Origin of the sequence: Endozoicomonas sp. ALB032, assembly GCF_049310125.1 — a bacterium.
In the GTDB taxonomy this organism is placed as follows: Bacteria; Pseudomonadota; Gammaproteobacteria; order Pseudomonadales; family Endozoicomonadaceae; genus Endozoicomonas_A.
This window is the reverse complement of the sequence record NZ_JBLYNW010000001.1, coordinates 3,951,978-3,970,807: the sequence shown is the minus strand read 5'-3', so window position 1 is coordinate 3,970,807 and position 18,830 is coordinate 3,951,978. Positions and strand designations below refer to the sequence as shown.

The following is an 18,830-nucleotide window of genomic DNA, read 5'->3' as shown; positions in this document are numbered from 1 at the left end:
CAAGATATTTTCAGCTTCCAGTGCCAAAACATGGCTTTTTTACCATTCAGGTTTCATGCCAGATTCATTTACTTATGCATCGTCAGATACTTACCAGAATCAAGCCGAAAACGATGAATCCGGTGCCCCACCATTTTTGTGTCGACCCCCTCTCTCCTAGCAGAAAAACACCCATCAAAACACCTACAGGAATGCTGGTTTGTCGCAAAGCCACAATCAGACTGACATTGTCAGCAAATGCCATGGCGGCCAGTACAATGCTGTAAGTAGAGAACATAGCCACTCCTGTAAAAAACAGAGTGCCCCGATGAGATGCAAACAACTGTGCGATTTCCCTTCGCTGCTTCTGAAAAGGAAATGTGAAAAGCACCAGCCAGAGGCAGGTTGTGATGGCCTGAAGAATCAAATAGAGCAGAGCACTTTTGAAGGCCACCCCTTCGACGGGCCACAGTACTCTCATCAACATAAGAGCCTGACTGTCGACCACAGAATATCCCGTAATACCTACAGCAGCCATTACTGCAAAGGCCGTTGCAGAATTGAGGTAATGAGACCAGCTTATATCACTCCAGTGCCACAATGGCAGGATGATACAGCCTGAAACAATCAGGCTGAATGCCAGCCATTTATCCGATGAGAACTCCGCTCCCCAACCTAATAAACCGATAACCGGTGGAACCAGAAGAACAGGCAGGGCTCGGGAGACCGGATACATCAACGACATATCACCAAAACGGTATGATTGGCCCAAACCCAGGTAGTAGATGGCCTGAAACAGACCACTCAGAATCAACAAATGCCAAATTTCCCGGGAAATTTCTCCCAACCAGTCGATATAGAAAAGCAACAGAGGCACAAAAGCCAGCATCCCCATTATTACGGACAGGGTAAAGCTGGCTCCTGAAGGCCTGACTTTTTTGCCAAGACAATTCCAGCCGGCGTGCATGAAAGATGAAACGAGTACGAGAATAATTGCCAGGTTGTCCAAACGTATACTCCTTAGCTGGCATGGTCAGAAAATATCCTTAACGGACACCGTAAAATAGGTGCAGGCTCGCGGTTTTGGCAGATTCACAGGAAGATTGAAAGATTTTTATACATTTTTCAGATTTTTGAATCCTTAAAAGATCAATATCCGTATGAATTATTTCACTCATCTGTGAAATGATTCAAACTATAACTCTACACACAATGATTTGGGCTAGTTTCTAACAACAAGGAAAGCGAGGACAGGAACGTGAGACGCGCACTGGCTGCAAACCTGAAAAATACTCTAAAAAATATGGTTAAATTAATACCCACTCTGCTACTGGCAGGGTATATCTCGACTGCCGGTGCTGCTGTTGTCTCCTACGACGACCCTTGGGAGCGAGCGAATCGTGCAATCTTTTCATTCAATCATACGCTGGACGACTATACCCTGAGGCCAGTGGCCAGAGGGTATGATGCAGTGACTCCCAAACCTATTCAGCAGTTGGTCACTAACTTCTTCTCAAACCTCGGCGAGATCCGTAATGCTGCCAATGCTTTGTTACAGTTTAAAGGCGGTGAGGCATTGGCTTCAGTTAGTCGCTTCGGCATTAACTCTACGATAGGTATGCTGGGACTGGTTGATGTCGCCACCCCACTGGGGATTGAACAGCAATATGAAGACTTTGGCCTGACGCTTGCTCACTGGGGCAGTCCGTCGGGCCCTTATATTGTACTGCCGTTTCTCGGGCCCAGAACACTCAGATCCGGTATCGGCTTATTGCCAGACTCCATGTTGAACCTTCAGGGACAATTTGAGCCAGAACGGAATCAATGGGTTGTAAGAGGAGTGGACATTGTCAGCACCCGTTCCTCCCTGCTCAGCGCTGAAGATTTGATTGTGGGTGATAGCTATACCTTTGTTCGGGATGCCTATCTGCAACGCCGTGAATACCTGATTACAGGTCAGCTGCCAGAAGACGACTTCTGACAGGTAGTACCTCTTCAAATGCCTTGAATCAGGCTCCTAACCCACTGATTCGAGGCATAATTGGCCAATTCTGCCTCGATATAATCCGACGATCAGACCAGAAAAAACGGAACCTCAGCTCCGGATAGATTTCCTTGCTTTACCTTCCCTCAGCTTGCAGCAAGGCCGGGTTGAGAGTATGTTTCATCACAGACAAATCAATAATGGTTTAAGGTCAGATGCACTCTGTTTTCCTTGACGTAGATTTTCCTGACAAAGGTTTGGACAGATCTCTCCAGCAGGCAGGATTATAAATATGACCAGCAGGACCATCCTGGTCATTGATGATGACACAATTGTCAGAGAAAGCATCGTAGCCTATCTCGAAGACAGCGGATTCAATATTCTTCAGGCAGAAAATGGTGAGCAGGGGCTGGCTGTATTCAAAGAGACCTCCCCGGATCTGATTCTCTGTGACCTTCGGATGCCGAAGATGGATGGACTGGCAGTGCTTCGAAACGTCCGGGAGATGTCTCCGGATACACCCTTTATTGTGGTTTCCGGTGCCGGTGTCATGACCGATGTCGTTCAGGCATTACGCCTGGGTGCCAGTGATTACATCATCAAGCCTATCGTCGATCTGGAAGTTCTTGAGTACGCCATTAACCGTGCTCTTGAAAATGCTCAGCTGATACTTGAAAACCGCCGCTACCGTGAAAGCCTTGAAGAGGCCATTCACTCACTGGAAAACAACCTGCACCTGCTGCAGGAGGACCAGAAGGCCGGTCGCCAGGTTCAGATGAAGATGCTGCCTCAGGAACCCCTGATTTTTGAAAATTTCAAGGTCGACCACCGGATCATCCCGTCTCTCTACCTCAGTGGCGACTTTGTTGACTACTTCGTCCTGAACGAGCACAGTTTTGCCTTCTACCTGGCTGATGTCTCCGGCCATGGTGCTTCTTCGGCCTTTATCACGGTATTACTGAAACACATGTCCATGAACCTGCTCAAGGAATATCAGTCTCATGGTGGACGGGTCAGGGTCAAACCTTCCCATGTGCTCAACTTCCTCAACCGTAGCCTTCTCGAAACCGGCCTGGGTAAACATGTTGCGGTCTTTGGCGGTGTTGTCGACACCCGTGATAAAAAGCTGACTTATGCCTTTGGCGGTCACTACCCTCTGCCCATTCTTTCCACGCCGGAAGAGACCCGCTGTATTGAAGGCCGGGGGTTGCCCGTAGGGCTATTTGAAGACGCTACTTTTGAAGATGTCACCATTGACTTGCCCGAGCAATTTACCTTGACTATCCTGTCCGACGGTATTCTGGAGGTACTGCCACAGCAGACACTTCAGGAGAAGGAAGACTACTTGTTGTCTGTTATTAAAGAGGGAGCCGTCACCGTATCGGCGCTGACAGAAAAGCTGGGGCTAGAAACCATGAAAGCCATTCCAGATGACGTTGCCCTGCTGATCCTGGCTCGAGACTGAATGACTACTGGAAAGATACTGTTCGCAAAAAGCGATGGCACTTATATTCTGAAACTGGTGGGAGAAGTACGGCTAACCCTCTGTGCTTCTCTTGAAAAGATGCTTAGCAAGCCTGATTTCACCTCTGTCATTATTGACCTGACCGACACTGACACCATCGACAGCACCTCTCTGGGCCTCCTGGCCAAATTGTCGATTCAAACCAAAAAAAATCTGGGGCTGGTGCCAGTTATTATTTCTACTAAAGATGACATCACCCGAATTCTCCTGAGTATGGGGTTTGACAGAGTGTTTGTGATAGTCAGGGAGCTGGAAGGCTATGAAAAACTGAACCTGAATCTGAACATGCATGACATTGCCTGCGATGGAAATCTGGAGCAGTCCAGTCAGGCCAGGAAAGTTCTGGACGCCCATAAGGTATTAATGAGTCTGAGCGAAGAAAACCGGGAAACCTTCAGTGGACTGGTGAAGCAGCTTGAGCAGATTCAAACCAATGGCCCTGATGAAGACAAAAATCAAGACGAAAATAAACATCGAGATAAAAACAAAAATCAAGATGATGAAGATGAACAGGAAGACAAAAACAGGAGCTGAAGATCAATTCCAAAGAGAAGGTTTCAGCTCAACGTCGCTTACCACTGGGACTTTTTTACTATCTCAGGCCGCATCCTGTGCTCTTTCCCTCAGACTTTCAACCTGCTTGACTGCTTCAAGCAGCACCTCTGGCCCCGCGCCATTTTTATGAGCATTTTCGCTGATATAACGACGGAACTTACGAGCTCCAGGCTGCCCCTGGTAAAGACCCAGCATATGACGGGTTATGTGACTCAGGAATGCGCCCTTTGCCAGCTCGGATTCAATGTAGGGCAGCATTCTCTCAACAACCTGATGACGCTCGATCACCGGTTTGCCGGTACCATATAGACGATTATCGACTTCAGCCATCAGATAGGGATTATGATAAGCCTCCCTGCCCAACATAACACCATCCACATGTTCCATATGCTGTTCAATCTCGGCAAAGGTTCCTATGCCGCCATTGATGGTAATTTCCAGTTGCGGGAAATCTTTTTTCAGCTGATAAACCAACTCAGGCTTTAGAGGAGGAATATCACGATTTTCCTTGGGAGACAGACCCTCAAGAATTGCGATACGCGCGTGCACAATAAATGTTTCGCAACCGGCTTCAGCCACTTTTCCGACAAAATCCACCAGCTCCTCGTAAGAATCACGACCGTTTATGCCAACCCTGTGCTTCACTGTTACCGGAATATCCACCGCCTGTTTCATGGCTTTGACCCCTTCCGCAACTGTCTCGGGTTCTGCCATGAGGCAGGCACCAATGCGACCATTCTGAACCCTGTCACTGGGACAACCCACGTTCAGGTTGATCTCCTGGTATCCGGACTGTTCTGCGTACTGGGCTGACCGGGCAAGATGTTGAGGGTCATGACCACCCACCTGAAGGGCCAGTGGATACTCTTCAGGATTGTGCCTGAGAAAACGGTCTTTATCGCCAAATACCAGAGCCCCGGTGGTCACCATTTCGGTATAAAGCAGAGAGTGCTCCGACAGCAAACGGTGAAAGTAACGGCAATGTCTGTCCGTTAATGCCATCATGGGAGCAACGGAAAACTTACGGTCCAGGGGTTTGGGCTGAGTCACTGGCATAATGATTTTCAAAATTAGAGAACGGATAATGATATAACAGAAAGCCCATTTCGGCAGTAAAGATCACTCACTATCGACTGTGGGATAGCATCACCCGCATAAGTAATTTGCCCCGCTCATTCCAGAGCATCCCCATTTTCAACTGAAGAATTTGTCAGCGTTAACCGCGAGAGCCTGCATCCAGATGATGCCGTCAAAAAAATACCACACGTCAAAAGAGTGACAGTCGAAAAGAAATCCGATACCTTAGTCTTTACAGCTGAAGAACACAGACAGAATGTTTCAGGGCTGCAAATCTCAATAGCTTTAAGGCTTAACAGGAATACTTTCAGATCGGAGAAAATAAAAATACTGCGTTCATCGACAACTGATTAAACAATTTACCGCTTTAAATCTTTCCCGTTTTAAAGTCTTAAAAAACAGCATCGTAAAGGAAGACGATCATGTATAATCCAGGACTCGACAACAAACGGTTATTTGAGGACGCTACCCACCCTGGTGGCGAAATAGACGACATCCGTTATCCGGAATACCTTATTTCCCTCCAATCAGACAGCAATCAGGAACCTCTGGCCTGTAATGGCTACACCTCCGATCCCCTCTACCAGGCAAATAAGTACCTGCCGCAGGTTTGACAACGCCAAATACTCTGGAAAACGAGGCAGTATCGTTTTCCAGAGATGCACGAAAAAATCAACCTCCTACTCTTCCTCTCTTCCAATTCAACAAAACCAGCCTGGACAACAAACCGAAAGCTTTGGGTTATACCGGTAGCTCAAGTGTCGATACATAAGTACTCAGCCATACGAAATCGAATATTTCTGGCTTATTGGGCAGGTGCTCTGCAAGGCGCAACGACGGGAACATAGCAAGCTATGTGACCAGAGTTGCAACACAGCACGACTGCATGGATGCAGGAGCTAGAGCAACGCAGGAGCAGTTGCCGCAAGTGCCTGAACAATAAGTCAAAAAATATGATTTCGTATGATTGAGTACTTATACTGAGAAAATCGTCAAACACTGGGCTCAGGCCTTTAATATCGAGTTGCTGAAGGATTGAAATTGCCAGGGAAGGCAGGATGCACATTTTAAGCAGCGTTTATCATGGATTGTCCGGATTTGCCCGAACGGTCAAGGATAATGTGGTTTCCCGCTTCCAGGGAAAAAAGACCGAAGTAGTCAAACATCCTGTTCGTAAAATGACCGGAAAAAAAACCAGTGGCTCTGATTACCGGCAACGCCCTGTTATCAGTAAAGGCTACCTTCTGGCCAAAAAGCTTTCCGATCAGTCACTGTCTGCCCACATGGTCTCCGGTGTTGAACTCCCTCCCCGCTTTCCATACGTTGAAACACCGAAAGAAAACCAAACTTTTCCTGAACCTTCGTCACGAGCCAGAAGAATCCTGACAGCCCTTATGCCGGGCAATAACGCAGTGCCAGAAGACTCAAACATATCTTTCAAGCAAGCCAAAAGGTTGCAAATCCGAAGGTTGCGTAAGGGTCTGCAAACCATTAGAAGAGAAACCGGGATGGATGTCTCAATTCGCGACTTTGATCATCAGGCAGCCAAGCTCACAGATTTTCTAACAGGTAATGGCGCCACTCCAGATTATCAAGACATAAAATTCTTCTGCGACACTGTCATAAGCGTCATGGAAAAAGCAGACTCACTGCCTCATCTTATCAAACTGGCGGTGACCGAATACATGTTTGTGCTTTCAGATCTGGGACAGGCTGCTCAGCTCAAGACACTGGAAAAAAGGCAGCAACTGGCTAAGCGATTCTTACCAGGCCAGGATGGCTTCAGAGCTCACTGTCTGCGGCGAAACGTAGATCCGGACTCGGTCCTGAACCTGCACGACCTCAAACAGTTTCAGGGAAAACTGATGGGTTGGCAGGACCGACTAGGGCACCGCCATCAGGGGCTGGTTGAAAGTCTGGAACTCAGTAGCATGGAAGCATTGACCGAGAGACTGAAAGCGGAGCTGGAGATTTTCATCGATAAGATTGAGGGTGTTGCTCCCGAACCCGAAAAAACAGCAACGAAATTCAACCATGATCAGATGCAGGCAGAAGTCATGAGACTTTATGCCCAACACGGTGTCGGGGATTTACCCGACCGACAACCAAACCCTATGTTGACATCTGCAGCTGAGCAACATCCTGTTTTGCAAAGTGCGACCCAATATCAGGTTCAACCTTCCGGAAAACTTCAAAACCATTCTGTGACGCCACTTGAAAAAGCCCGGTTACATCATTGGGTATTTGAGCAGCAATTAGCCGATGTAAGAGCCAACCATGAGCTGGATACACCGGAGCAGGTGTTCAATATCCCCACCTATCCTCTGCCGACACTGGTATTGAGAAACAGCAGGGGAGCACGAATAGACTCAGACTTTATGAAAAAGCCTGAGCTTGATGAAACGGCCTTTACAATGCATGTCGTTCATTGTGAAACGGAGGATGTCAGACAAATCGATCAGGCTCTTCTGAATACTCCGGGATTTGCAAGCAAAGAAGTTCTGGATCGGTTCAAGGAAACGATGAATAGCTTCACACGCCAGTGCTATCAATATGCCATTGGTACCTCACTACCGAGTAAAGTCTTCTCGGAAAATGACACTCATCTCATCAATGACTCCCGTCAGCGCATCAACAGTGCCATGGAAACTCTACTGGCAAACCCCGAGGCCGACACGACAACTGCCTTTCACTACCTGAGGATGCAGGAAGCGGTTCTGGAAAACTTCCTTAAGATGAACGGCGTGAGCTGACGCTGTTAAATCTTCATGGCGTAAAGCAGATTGCCGTGATATAAGACGCGTTTCAGCCGCCTGAGCCAGCATCCACTAAAGCGACTTGACACCCTATGTCTTCACAAATAAAAGCCTGCCTTTATGCTCTGGCCACTGCCCTGATGTGGTCCACCGTTGCTACCGCCTTCAAGCTCACTCTCGACCATCTTGATCCATGGCAAATGGTATTCTGGTCGGTGTTAACTTCGACCCTGCTTCTGGGTGGTTTTGTCATTGCCCAGGGCAAGTGGCCCCAACTGATCCAACAGGGCAGAGAGCACTTTGGACTTTACATCCTGCTAGGTTTTCTTAACCCTTTCCTCTACCACATCGTCCTGTTTGGCGGCTATGACCTGTTGCCCGCCCAGCAGGCTCAGGCACTGAATTACAGCTGGCCTCTGGCGCTCACATTGCTGGCTGTGCCGCTGCTGGGTAACAAGCTGAGTTTCAAGGATGGCATCTGTTGTCTCTTAGCCTATCTTGGCGTATTAATTATCAGTACCCGGGGTGAGCTGGAAAATCTCAACTTTGGTAACCCAGAGGGCGTAATTCTGATGCTTTCCAGCACCCTGATCTGGGCCTTGTACTGGATTTTAAACGCCAGAAATAAGGGTGACTCACAGGTTGGCCTGCTGTTGTGCTTTCTGTTCGGATTACCCTGGATCACGGTGGCTGTTTTCTGGCAGTCCAGTGTCTGGCCTATTCCTGTGGAAGGTCTCAGCGGGGCTTTGTATATAGGACTGGTCGAGATGGGATTTGCCTATATTTTCTGGCTCAAAGCCCTCAAGCTGGCAAAAAACACCTCAGTCATCAGCAACATCAGCTATCTCAGCCCTTTCCTTTCACTGATATTCATCGCCAATGTTCTGGATGAGAGCATTCATATTTCCACCTATGTGGGGCTGCTGATGATTGTTTCAGCCGTTGTATTTCAACAAAGAAAACCAGCGTCTGAAAAGCCTTCAGAAGCTCCTGTAGCGAGCAACCATTGATGGCCAGAAACAGTTATTTTCAATTCAAACAATTCAGGGTAGAACAGGGCCAGACTGCCATGAAGATTACCACCGACGCCTGCATTCTTGGCGCCAGAGCAGAGGTGGAAAACAGTCAATCCATTCTTGATATTGGTGCCGGAACCGGCCTGCTCAGCTTAATGGCAGCCCAAAGATCCACAGCCTGCATTGATGCGGTTGAACTGGACGATCAGGCGGCTATTCAGTCCCGGGAAAATTTCTCAGCCAGCCCATGGAAGAGTCGTCTGAAGTTACATCATTGCGCCATTCAATCGTTTATGCCTGAAAAACGCTATGACTGTATACTCAGCAACCCTCCCTTTTTTGAGAATGCCTTTAAAGCCCCCTGCAACAGGCGATCACTGGCACGTCACACAGACAGTTTGAGTTTTCTGGAACTGGCTGAAAATATTGACAGACTGATGTCTGAGGATGGCAAAGCCTGGATTCTGTTGCCGGTTGAATCCAGCCCAGTGTTTTTGGAAGCGCTCCACCAAGCCACAAACTTGAAGCTGGAGCGAACCCTGGCTATTCGCTCTTCTGACACCCATAAAAATCATCGTCACCTGCTGGTTCTGGGGCATTCCGGATCAAGACATAAGCTTGAGCAGATGACGATATACAGCGAGCACCCAGCGTACACAACTGAGACTATAGATCTTCTCAGGCCCTATTATTTAAAGCTTTAACTGCTTACTTCCTGTCGCGTCTGCAACAATATACAAACACTAGGAGCCTGACAGAAAATAGACTGCCCTACTGCGGCGGCAGCAAATTGGTCTGAAAATCCGCTTTTGTTCGTCAAATAGCTCGCTATTCTCCTCACAAAACCGAATTTCCATCCTCAATTTTCTGCCGTCCTCGCTACGGGCGCTATTCTCTGTCAGGCTCCTAGAGAGAAGGGCTTCGTCCCTCCGGAGTTTTGAAATGGCTGAAATATTGAATCACGAAGGAAAACCAGCTTTCGTTGTTATGCCTTACAATGAATATCTGGCGATGTTAGAAGGGATGAAAGACATCGAAGACTCTGAAGCCTTCAGAGAGGCGAAAGCAGATCTCCTCAACGGAGAGGATGAGATTTTGCCTGATCAGGTCACAAACAGGCTCATGAACGGTGACAACCCCGTTACCGTCTGGAGGGAGTACAGAGAGCTTAGCCAGAAAGGGCTACATGAAAAGTCAGGCGTATCGGCTTCCATGATCAGTCAGATCGAGATTGGACAAAAAACCGGGTCTATAAAAACTATAAGGAAGCTATCAGAGGCTTTAAATATCGATGTAGACGACATTGTCGCTTATCAGAAAATGGATAAGCAATCCTGAAAAAAACGACACCTATAGGTCAGGTGCCGTTTTTTTTGTTTGTTCTTTGAACAGGGCTAGCAGCCTGTCGGACTTAAGACTGTCCTACTGCGGTTGCAATAAATTGGTCTAAAAATCTCTGTTTCTTCGTCAAATAGCTCGCTATTCTCCTCAGAAACAGAGATTTTTATCCTCAATTTCTTGCAATCCTCGCTACGGACGCTTAAGTCCGACAGGCTGCTAGAAAGTATTTCTATTGTTTTGGGAATCTTTTTCAGAGCTCTGGGATGGATCCTCTGATTCACTCGTATCTGGCTCTCCAAAGGCTTCCCATTTATTACCAAAGCCTGGTGGCGGTGGCACTGGACTGGATACAGGTGATCCCGTATCAGTCGGCCACGGAGCCAATTTAAACACCGCTGAAGGAGCCTGTTGTTCTTGTAAATCCGAAAGAAATGGGTCAGTAGATGGTATTGAAGCGACTCCCGTAAAACGGTTATTCACTGCCGGTTGTATAAGGGGAGGAGTCTGACCAAAAGGAGGAATGGGCATATACTCCGGGTGCTCAGCCGTACCTTTTTCTGTTCTGGTCACTGATTCTTCCAGTTGCTTAAAGCTATTGACACCGTATCTGGCCTGGGCCTCTTTCGTCAACACATCCAGGTTGTAGCCCGGGTGTTCACCCAGTCCCAACTCTTCACCATAACTGGAGAGGAAATCGACCACCCGGCTTGTGCTGTCAGCATCCTTGGTTGCAAACCTTCTCAGTTTTGACAGTGTTTCCTGGAAACTTCTCAGGTGGTGATATTCCCACATTTTTTCTGAATCAAAACTGCCAACGCCATTTTCTTTATCGATATCAACCCTGATTTTATCAATCTCAGACTGAACGTCACCGGCAAACAGAGACCAGTCATTGTGCATGAGTCGAACAGCTTCCAGTACCAGGCGGTCTTTATAGACGGGCTCACCCTGTGGCCAGTTTTCTTTGGCTGCACACATATAATAATCCAACCCTGGTAAACGCTTGGAGTAACCCGCTTCTGCTGTGGCAAATTGAAGCTTGTCAGTACCCCAGATCATCTGTCTGTTACGCTGGGCTCTGACCAGGGTATTGTGTTCTGAATGCTCATCAGGATTATCAACAAAGGCAATAATGTCTTTGTAAACTCTGTTTCTGTACTTATCACTGATCTCTCTGATCCGGGAATCAATATCCAGACGATCCTGAGTCACACTGGCGATATTATTGGTGACACCCTGAACAAGATTGAAGGCATTACTTTTCTGTAAGCCCTGAGTTTTCACGTGAACCCTGATGGCATCGCGAAGGGCAGCCTCAGTATCAAACTGGCCACCCAGCTCCTTATACTTGAGCTCTGTAGCCATATGCCTGAGGTAAGCCAGACGGGATTGCGATTTATCCAGATTTTCCTTCAGTTGTTTGACTTCAGTACTCTCTTCCTCAGTCACCTCGGTAGGGCGTCTCAGCATTTTGTCATTAAGCGCAACTCTTGCCTTGGCAAAGGCTTCAAGATCGATTTCAAACTGTTTATCAGCTTCTTTTAGTGCGTTTGATTCAACCTTAACCAGGAAATCAACAGTCGTTTTGCTACCTTCAGAGCCAACCTCTCGAGACTTCACCTCAAAGCCAGCTTGCTTCTTGAGAAATTCTGACTGATCAGGGCTTAGAGGAATACCTTCTTGACTCTTTGCCTTGATACGGTTCCCCATCAAGGCTTCCTCAGCCCTGATCTGGACAACCCTTCTGGCAGTAATACGAACTCTGGGGATACGATCTGAGATACCGTGGGCAAGACGTTTGGCATGGAAGGCCGCTATTTTCATTCCCTGAACGAAACGGCCCCAGTTTTTAACCAGCACTTTTTTAGGGTGCAATGCCTTGACTTGCTGTGACACTTCACTCTTGAAATGTGCAAGCCGGGGTACCAAGGACTCTATACGTGTTCTTAAACTCATCCTGACCTCTCCATGGTCAAACGCGGTCATAACTTTTCGTTAGTATAGGAAAAAATTAGAATGAATAACGCCGATATTAGTAGAAGTCAGAATAACAACATTATAAATTCAGAATCACCACAGAAGAGAGGCGGGTGCCGTAGATTCGGCATCCGCAAAACAGAACAACTAAATGTATGCTCGATTGAGTCTTGCTTCAGCCCACTTCTGGAGCCAGGTGCATACTAACACCACTCCCCAGTAAATCAGCGCAACACTGAGGTAACTTTCGAAAAAGCGGAAGCTACTGGCGGCCTCCATCTGGGCACGGGCCATGATCTCAACAACCCCCAGAGTAAAGGCAAGTGATGTGCTCTTGAGCAGATCAATCCCATTGTTCATCAATCCGGGAAAAGCCACCCTTGCCGCCTGAGGAATAACAATTCTTCTCATGCCCTCGGCCCGGGTCATACCGACACTCAAAGCAGCTTCCATCTGCCCCGCATGGACACTAATAATCGCTGCCCTCATGCTTTCTGACATATAGGCAGCAAAATGCAGACCCAGACCGATGATCACAGCCACTATGGCAGGCATACCTGCAAGAGCAGGTACCAACTGTGGCAGGCCATAGTAGAACAGGAAGAGCTGAACCAGCAGCGGCGATCCCCTGAAAAAAGAGATATACAGGTCAGCCAGATGGTGAAGATAAAAGGGCCGGGCAATTTTTACCAGAGCCAGAACAAGACCCAGAGACAGAGATAACACCAGACCACCCAGTGTCATAAAAAACGTCGTATCCAGATTCACGGCAACTGTCGGAAGCATTCCGACAGTGTATTCAAAATCCATCATTCAAATGCCTGTAGCTGACTTCGGAACAAACGGGCCAGTATTCCAGAGAACAGTAATGGATGAAAGGTTTACCCTGCAGGTTTAACAGTAATGTCTCCACCGAACCATTTACCGGAAATAGAAGCCAGAGTTCCGTCTTCAGCCATGACAGCCAGAGCAGAGTTCACTTGATCCCTCAGAGCCAGACCCTCTTGATCATTGACGAAGGGCATAGCATTTTTCAGGATCTCAATCGGCTCACCGGCTAACTTCAGAGGCAAATCAGACTTATCAATCAGGGCCATTACGCTGACACGATCCATAACAAAAGCATCAGAACGTTTAAGCACAACATCTTGCTCAATGCCGGTATCGTAGGTTACCACATTGATTTTGTTCTCTGGATCATTCTGACGCAGGATCGCTTCAAAGTTAGAGCCCAGATTCACAGCAACTCTCTTGCCTGCCAGATCATCAACTGACTTAATATCATTGTTGTCTTCGTGGACCACTATCTGGGCACCGTCGTAAACATAAGGCTCGGAGAAAGCATAACGTTCGGCGCGGGCTTCAGTCAGCGTAATCTGGTTGGAAATAGTGTCCAGCTGACCTGCTTCCAGCATGCCAAACAGACCAGAGAATGGTGCCGTAACAAACTCAACATCTTTATTCAGGCGACTAGCGATCTCCTTCCAGAGATCAACTTCAAAGCCTTTCAGTTCACCCTGCTCCATAAAAGTGAACGGGTAATAGGTGCCAGACATACCGACTTTAACGACAGAAGACTTAACTTCATCATTGCCTGCCTGTGTCTGTGCAGACTGATCATCAGAGCAGCCAGCCAGCACCACAGACATAGCCAGAGTGACGGTGGTTATAGCTTTTTTAAATGTAAGACCGAACATGAGTGTCTCCCTAAGAACAGCTGTGGGCAATGTGCTCAACCACTCATTTAATCTAATGAAATGTGGTCCTGAAGGCTGCTTGCCCATAATCAGGAGCGCAGATTATCAGCGTCACCAATTATAACTGAAATAACATTTTCATCAGTTTTTATGTGAAAATGTTATATAAATATTTTTGCGATCAGCGCTTGAAAGCCTGATAGATTGAGAAACCCTTTTTTACGACAAGTGTTTTACAATCTCCGAAAGCCTGTTTGATGATCGGCTCATAGCGGAGGAAGCTGTTCGCCACAATTCTCAGCTCCCCTCCTTTCTTTAGCAGGTCAACAGACCGGGCAAGAAACTGTTCCGTTACTGCATAATGAGTCTTGACACCCTGATGAAATGGAGGATTGGAAACGATCAGGTCAAACTCACCAGTGATTTCAGATAAACCGTCGCTGGCGATCACGTTAAAGTGCCTTACGTTATTTTCCTGCAGGGTACGGGTTGAACTTTCCAGAGCCAGAGCATCGGAGTCTACCAGAGTATAATGTCCGTCGGGGTTCAATTGCCCCAGAAAGCCGGCTACCACTCCGGCACCACAGCCAAAATCGAGAACACGTTCGGCCGCGCAGTGATCAAAGGTATCCAGAAGTGCTGCAGTACCCACATCAACACGTCCATGACTGAATACACCAGGTAGAGAGAATAACGGCATAAATGTATCACGAACTTTAAGTTCATAGGCACTGTAATAATCCGGCCTGGAGAATTCAACGCCATTGTGCAGATAGCCTGAAGCTTCAATTAAACTGCAATGACGGGCATTATCCATGTTTTTGACTTCAGAAAAGTTCTGCCTGAGTCGCTTGCGCCAGGATTTTATGCCTTCACTGTTTTCGCCCGTCAGCCAGACGACAGCGTCTTCTTTTAACAAAGGTGCAATCATCGCCAGCCAGAAATCCATCAGAGGTTTGCTTTTCTGCAGAAAAATCAGCACGCCATCAAAGTGGCCTGCTGTCGATTCGACCACAGAGCCATAGTGAAGAGTCATCTGACTGCTTGCAGACCAGTCCTCTTTAACGGCCCTGTAGACTGAAAAGTCTCGAGCCAGCCCGTAAACTTCTTCTGCAATGCCTTCCTGAAGAATTTCTCTTCCCAGACCATCAGCAGGCATACCCAGCACGAGCATCTTATCGCAGCTCAGCCATTCACTGTTACGAACCACCAACTGGCTTGGGTTAGAGAGAACTCGAGCGTTCATAGCATCCTTCAATCAAGCAAATAAAATCACAGCACAGAATAATATTCTATTAATGAGAAAACGTCATAAAAACTATGACTTATTGATGGGCCATCAACTGGCCAAGAGGCTGGCTTTCCAGACTTGATTGACTTGTGCACGTACATTTTCTGAAACTACCGATTTACATGATCTTCTGTGGCTTTTAGCATTTGAGCCAGATTTTTTTGTGCTCACTGGAGACCCCTAATGCCCGAGCCACAGGGAGAGCTTATGCTCAGAACCCTCGCCATGCCTGCAGACACCAACCCCAACGGCGACATTTTCGGTGGCTGGCTAATGTCACAAATGGATATTGCCGGTGGTATCGCTGCCAATCAGAGAAGTCACAGCCGAATTTCTACTGTAGCCGTTGAATCTATGTCATTTCACCATCCGGTCAATGTCGGTGATGTAGTCTGTTGTTATGCTGAGGTCATTCACGTTGGCACCACTTCTATGCGGATCAAGCTGGAGGTCTGGATCACGAATATGCCTTTTCATCAGCAACGCATCAAGGTGACGGAAGGCGTCTTTACTTTTGTAGCCATTGATGAACAGGGTCGCCCTCAACCTGTGGATAGAGAAAAATAACGGAATATAAATGCTAAAACAAAAAACCATTCTGGTCGGCGTTGCCGGTGCCTCTGCTTCCGGTAAAAGTCTGCTGGCCAGCACTCTGGTCGAAGAACTACAGTCTCAGCACGTTTGTGTCATCTCCGAAGATTCTTACTACAAGGATCAGACGCACATGGCCATGAAGCAAAGGGTTCAGACTAACTATGACCATCCCGAGTCCATGGACCATGACTTGATGCTGGAGCATATGAAGCTACTAATAGAAGGTCAGACAGTGGATGTGCCGCTATACGATTACACAGAGCACAACCGTAAAAAGGAAACCCGCACAGTCCCTCCTGCCCGGGTGGTTCTGATTGAAGGCATTCTGTTGTTTACCCGTCCGGATATCCGTGAAACCTTTGATCTTCGTTTCTACATGGACACGCCACTGGACATCTGTCTGATAAGACGACTGAAGCGAGATATTCTCGAACGGGGCCGTGATGTTGATTCGGTCATCAGACAATATCTGGAAACGGTTCGCCCGATGTTCCTGCAATTCATTGAGCCTGCCCGCCAGCATGCTGACCTGATCATTCCCCACGGTGGCAAGAACAGAATTGCCATTGACCTTATCAAAACCAAGATTCAGGATCTGATTGATTAATTCATGCCTGTCTACACTCTGTTTTCAGGTCTGCTATTTTATAAGTCAGATCCTGATTTCAGGCAGGGCATAGCCCTTCTGCCGACACTCGTGGGCGAGACCGTCCAGGCGGTAAACCAGCCATGAGCGAAAAAAAACGTTTCGCAAATTCAACCTTTGACCTGAGTACCTGTTTTTGTATAATCGACCGGTATAGGCGTAGAAAGTGCGCGCGCTTTCCGGGTCACCGGTATCTCCTCATAGGTAGCCTCCAAAATCCTGCCGCTTGTACACTCTCCCTTGTCATCAATCTGTCGAAGACTAAATCCTTAACCGTAAATTAGTCTTTAACCTGTAAAAAGGTCTAACGGGAAAGTTATGCGTGTTGAAGCTGATATCAAGCTGGGTTTTAAAGATGTTCTGTTCAGACCCAAGCGTTCAACCCTGAAGAGCCGCTCCCAGGTAAGCCTGGAACGCACCTTCAAATTTGTTCACACCACCCGGGAATGGACTGGTGTCCCTGTCATTGCTGCCAATATGGACACAGTCGGCACTTTCTCCATTGCCCTCGCTCTGGCCGAACACAAGATGCTGACTGCAGTGCACAAGCATTACACCATTGAAGAATGGGGTGCATTTCTGGACAATGCACCCGCAGGTATTGAAAACCATATCATGGTAAGCAGTGGCACATCCGATGCCGACTTCACCAAACTCAACGATATCCTGGCGCTGAACGACAATCTTCGTTTTATCTGTATTGATGTTGCCAATGGCTACTCCGAACACTTTGTTCAATATGTTTCCAAGGTTCGTAACCAGCACCCTGATAAGGTCATCATTGCCGGTAACGTAGTCACCGGTGAAATGGTCGAAGAGCTGATTCTCAAGGGTGCAGACATTGTCAAGGTAGGCATCGGACCAGGCTCTGTATGCACTACCCGTGTCAAAACTGGCGTGGGCTACCCACAACTGTCTGCAACGATAGAATGCGCTGATGCAGCTCACGGTGTTGGTGGTCAGATTATCTCCGACGGTGGTTGTGCCTGTGCAGGCGACGTTTCCAAAGCCTTCGGCGGTGGCGCTGACTTTGTCATGATTGGCGGCATGTTTGCTGGTCACGACGAGTCCGCTGGTGAAGAGGTGGAAGTAGATGGCGAGAAATTCAAACTGTTCTACGGAATGAGTTCCGAGACTGCCATGGACAAGCACTCTGGCGGCGTTGCCAACTATCGCGCCTCTGAAGGTAAAACCGTTAAGGTGCCTTACCGTGGCCCCGTTGAAAATACTGTCCAGGACATCCTGGGTGGCGTTCGCTCAACATGTACTTACGTAGGCGCAGCCACCCTGAAAGAACTGACCAAGCGAACCACCTTTATTCGCGTTCAGGAACAGGAAAACAGAATCTTTAACTAGGAGCCTGTCGGACTTAAGACTGTCCTACTGCGGTTGCAATAAATTGGTCTAAAAATCTCTGTTTCTTCGTCAAATAGCTCGCTATTCTCCTCAGAAACAGAGATTTTTATCCTCAATTTCTTGCAATCCTCGCTACGGACGCTTAAGTCCGACAGGCTGCTAGACTTCTATGGCCTTCCCCCTTTCGGGCAAGGCCACCCCCACCTTATGCTCCTTCTACAACCCCGATCCAATTGCTTGCCGGGAAAGGTTTAGTAGGCCGCCACGATCCCCCTCGAAGTAAACTCATCCCGGATCAGATCAAGCTGCTCTTTAGTAGGAGGAGTCACCTTTTCCAATTCATAAGTGTCGTTCAACAAATTCCATTTATGGACCCCAAGACTGTGATAAGGCAGTATTTCAACCTTCTCAATGTTTTTCATGGGCTCGATAAACTCAGCCAGCATAGCAGCGTACTGAGGGTCGACTGTGTAACCATCGACTACGACATAACGAATCCAGACAGGCTTTTTAATCTCTGCCAGATATTCAGCAAAGTGCCGGGTATGACTGCCGGTGACATAGGTCAGCTTATGATGCATCTCTTCATCCATGTGCTTAATATCCAACAACACCAGGTCGGTATTATTTAACAGACGAGTAACATCATCGTTAATGTGCTTGGCAAAGCCATTGGTATCCAGACAGGTATGAATCCCTTCCTGACGGCACGCTTCAAACAGGTCAGCAACAAATTCAGCCTGTAAAACAGGCTCACCGCCGGTGACGGTCAGGCCCCCTGAAAGAAAGCTTTTAACTTTTTTGATTTCCCGAAATACCTCTTGGTGGCTTTTCAGCTCCCCGCCTTCACGAAGATCCCAGGTGTCCCGGTTGTGGCAATAGCGGCATCGCATCAGACAACCCTGCATAAAGACCACATAACGAATACCCGGGCCATCTACGGTTCCAAATGAATCCATAGAGTGAACACGCCCAATTGCCATAACTGACCTCATCTCAAAGATGACAAATAGCGAAAATGCAGACCTGCAGCAAG

General features: G+C 47.7%; 18 protein-coding genes. 11 read left to right on the top strand and 7 right to left on the bottom strand.

What is annotated here, in order from left to right; all coding sequences use genetic code 11:
- Positions 1–82: 82 nt before the first annotated feature.
- Positions 83–988, bottom strand: a complete 906-nt coding sequence (locus ACO6VG_RS15145) for a multidrug DMT transporter permease (protein ID WP_422133086.1) — start codon at positions 986–988, stop codon at positions 83–85.
- 249 nt (positions 989–1,237) lie between these two features.
- Between ACO6VG_RS15145 and ACO6VG_RS15140 the strand changes: the two genes are divergently transcribed.
- From ACO6VG_RS15140 to ACO6VG_RS15130, 3 genes are all read left to right on the top strand, one after another.
- Positions 1,238–1,960, top strand: coding sequence for an MlaA family lipoprotein (locus ACO6VG_RS15140; RefSeq protein WP_422474533.1), 723 nt, complete (start codon positions 1,238–1,240; stop codon positions 1,958–1,960).
- Positions 1,961–2,255: 295 nt separating this feature from the next.
- On the top strand, positions 2,256–3,428 hold the full coding sequence (locus tag ACO6VG_RS15135) for a response regulator (protein WP_422133084.1): 1,173 nt from the start codon (positions 2,256–2,258) through the stop codon (positions 3,426–3,428).
- The gene (locus ACO6VG_RS15130; protein WP_422133083.1) at positions 3,429–4,022 is read left to right on the top strand and encodes an STAS domain-containing protein; all 594 of its coding nucleotides are present in this window, start codon (positions 3,429–3,431) and stop codon (positions 4,020–4,022) included.
- Positions 4,023–4,085: 63 nt separating this feature from the next.
- Here the strand turns inward: ACO6VG_RS15130 and dusA are convergent, their stop codons facing one another.
- Positions 4,086–5,099 carry a tRNA dihydrouridine(20/20a) synthase DusA gene (gene dusA / locus ACO6VG_RS15125; RefSeq protein ID WP_422133082.1) on the bottom strand — a complete coding sequence of 338 codons (1,014 nt, stop codon included), beginning with the start codon at positions 5,097–5,099 and terminating at the stop codon, positions 4,086–4,088.
- A gap of 443 nt (positions 5,100–5,542) precedes the next feature.
- Here dusA and ACO6VG_RS15120 point away from each other — a divergent pair, with 443 nt between their 5' ends.
- The 5 genes from ACO6VG_RS15120 to ACO6VG_RS15100 all read left to right on the top strand — a co-directional run bounded on the left by ACO6VG_RS15120 (position 5,543) and on the right by ACO6VG_RS15100 (position 10,230).
- Positions 5,543–5,734 carry a hypothetical protein gene (locus tag ACO6VG_RS15120; protein ID WP_422137524.1) on the top strand — a complete coding sequence of 64 codons (192 nt, stop codon included), beginning with the start codon at positions 5,543–5,545 and terminating at the stop codon, positions 5,732–5,734.
- A 444-nt stretch (positions 5,735–6,178) separates the two neighbouring features.
- Complete coding sequence (locus ACO6VG_RS15115; RefSeq protein WP_422474531.1) at positions 6,179–7,873, top strand: hypothetical protein; 1,695 nt, start codon at positions 6,179–6,181, stop codon at positions 7,871–7,873.
- A 95-nt stretch (positions 7,874–7,968) separates the two neighbouring features.
- Positions 7,969–8,886: a DMT family transporter gene (locus tag ACO6VG_RS15110; protein ID WP_422409438.1), complete on the top strand. Its 918-nt coding sequence runs from the start codon at positions 7,969–7,971 to the stop codon at positions 8,884–8,886.
- Positions 8,886–9,596, top strand: coding sequence for a tRNA1(Val) (adenine(37)-N6)-methyltransferase (locus ACO6VG_RS15105; protein WP_422133078.1), 711 nt, complete (start codon positions 8,886–8,888; stop codon positions 9,594–9,596). The genes ACO6VG_RS15110 and ACO6VG_RS15105 overlap by 1 nt, the downstream gene beginning before the upstream one ends.
- A gap of 238 nt (positions 9,597–9,834) precedes the next feature.
- Positions 9,835–10,230 (top strand): helix-turn-helix domain-containing protein, encoded by a 396-nt coding sequence (locus ACO6VG_RS15100; RefSeq protein ID WP_422474528.1) that lies wholly within the window; start codon positions 9,835–9,837, stop codon positions 10,228–10,230.
- A 219-nt stretch (positions 10,231–10,449) separates the two neighbouring features.
- Here ACO6VG_RS15100 and ACO6VG_RS15095 read toward each other — a convergent pair whose 3' ends face one another.
- From ACO6VG_RS15095 to ACO6VG_RS15080, 4 genes are all read right to left on the bottom strand, one after another.
- Positions 10,450–12,189, bottom strand: a complete 1,740-nt coding sequence (locus ACO6VG_RS15095; protein WP_422133076.1) for a hypothetical protein — start codon at positions 12,187–12,189, stop codon at positions 10,450–10,452.
- Positions 12,190–12,357: 168 nt separating this feature from the next.
- Positions 12,358–13,023: an amino acid ABC transporter permease gene (locus tag ACO6VG_RS15090; RefSeq protein ID WP_422133075.1), complete on the bottom strand. Its 666-nt coding sequence runs from the start codon at positions 13,021–13,023 to the stop codon at positions 12,358–12,360.
- Positions 13,024–13,091: 68 nt separating this feature from the next.
- Entirely contained in the window at positions 13,092–13,907 is an 816-nt protein-coding gene (locus ACO6VG_RS15085) for an amino acid ABC transporter substrate-binding protein (protein WP_422133074.1), read from the bottom strand.
- Positions 13,908–14,088: 181 nt separating this feature from the next.
- On the bottom strand, positions 14,089–15,153 hold the full coding sequence (locus ACO6VG_RS15080; protein ID WP_422133073.1) for a methyltransferase: 1,065 nt from the start codon (positions 15,151–15,153) through the stop codon (positions 14,089–14,091).
- 228 nt (positions 15,154–15,381) lie between these two features.
- On the opposite strand from ACO6VG_RS15080, the gene yciA reads away from it, so the two are divergent.
- From yciA to ACO6VG_RS15065, 3 genes are all read left to right on the top strand, one after another.
- On the top strand, positions 15,382–15,765 hold the full coding sequence (yciA, locus tag ACO6VG_RS15075; protein WP_422133072.1) for an acyl-CoA thioester hydrolase YciA: 384 nt from the start codon (positions 15,382–15,384) through the stop codon (positions 15,763–15,765).
- Between the two features lie 10 nt (positions 15,766–15,775).
- Positions 15,776–16,399: a uridine kinase gene (udk, locus tag ACO6VG_RS15070; RefSeq protein WP_422133071.1), complete on the top strand. Its 624-nt coding sequence runs from the start codon at positions 15,776–15,778 to the stop codon at positions 16,397–16,399.
- A 357-nt stretch (positions 16,400–16,756) separates the two neighbouring features.
- Positions 16,757–17,794 (top strand): GMP reductase, encoded by a 1,038-nt coding sequence (locus tag ACO6VG_RS15065; RefSeq protein WP_422474526.1) that lies wholly within the window; start codon positions 16,757–16,759, stop codon positions 17,792–17,794.
- 251 nt (positions 17,795–18,045) lie between these two features.
- Here ACO6VG_RS15065 and pflA read toward each other — a convergent pair whose 3' ends face one another.
- Positions 18,046–18,777: a pyruvate formate-lyase-activating protein gene (pflA, locus tag ACO6VG_RS15060; protein ID WP_422133069.1), complete on the bottom strand. Its 732-nt coding sequence runs from the start codon at positions 18,775–18,777 to the stop codon at positions 18,046–18,048.
- Positions 18,778–18,830 lie beyond the last annotated feature (53 nt).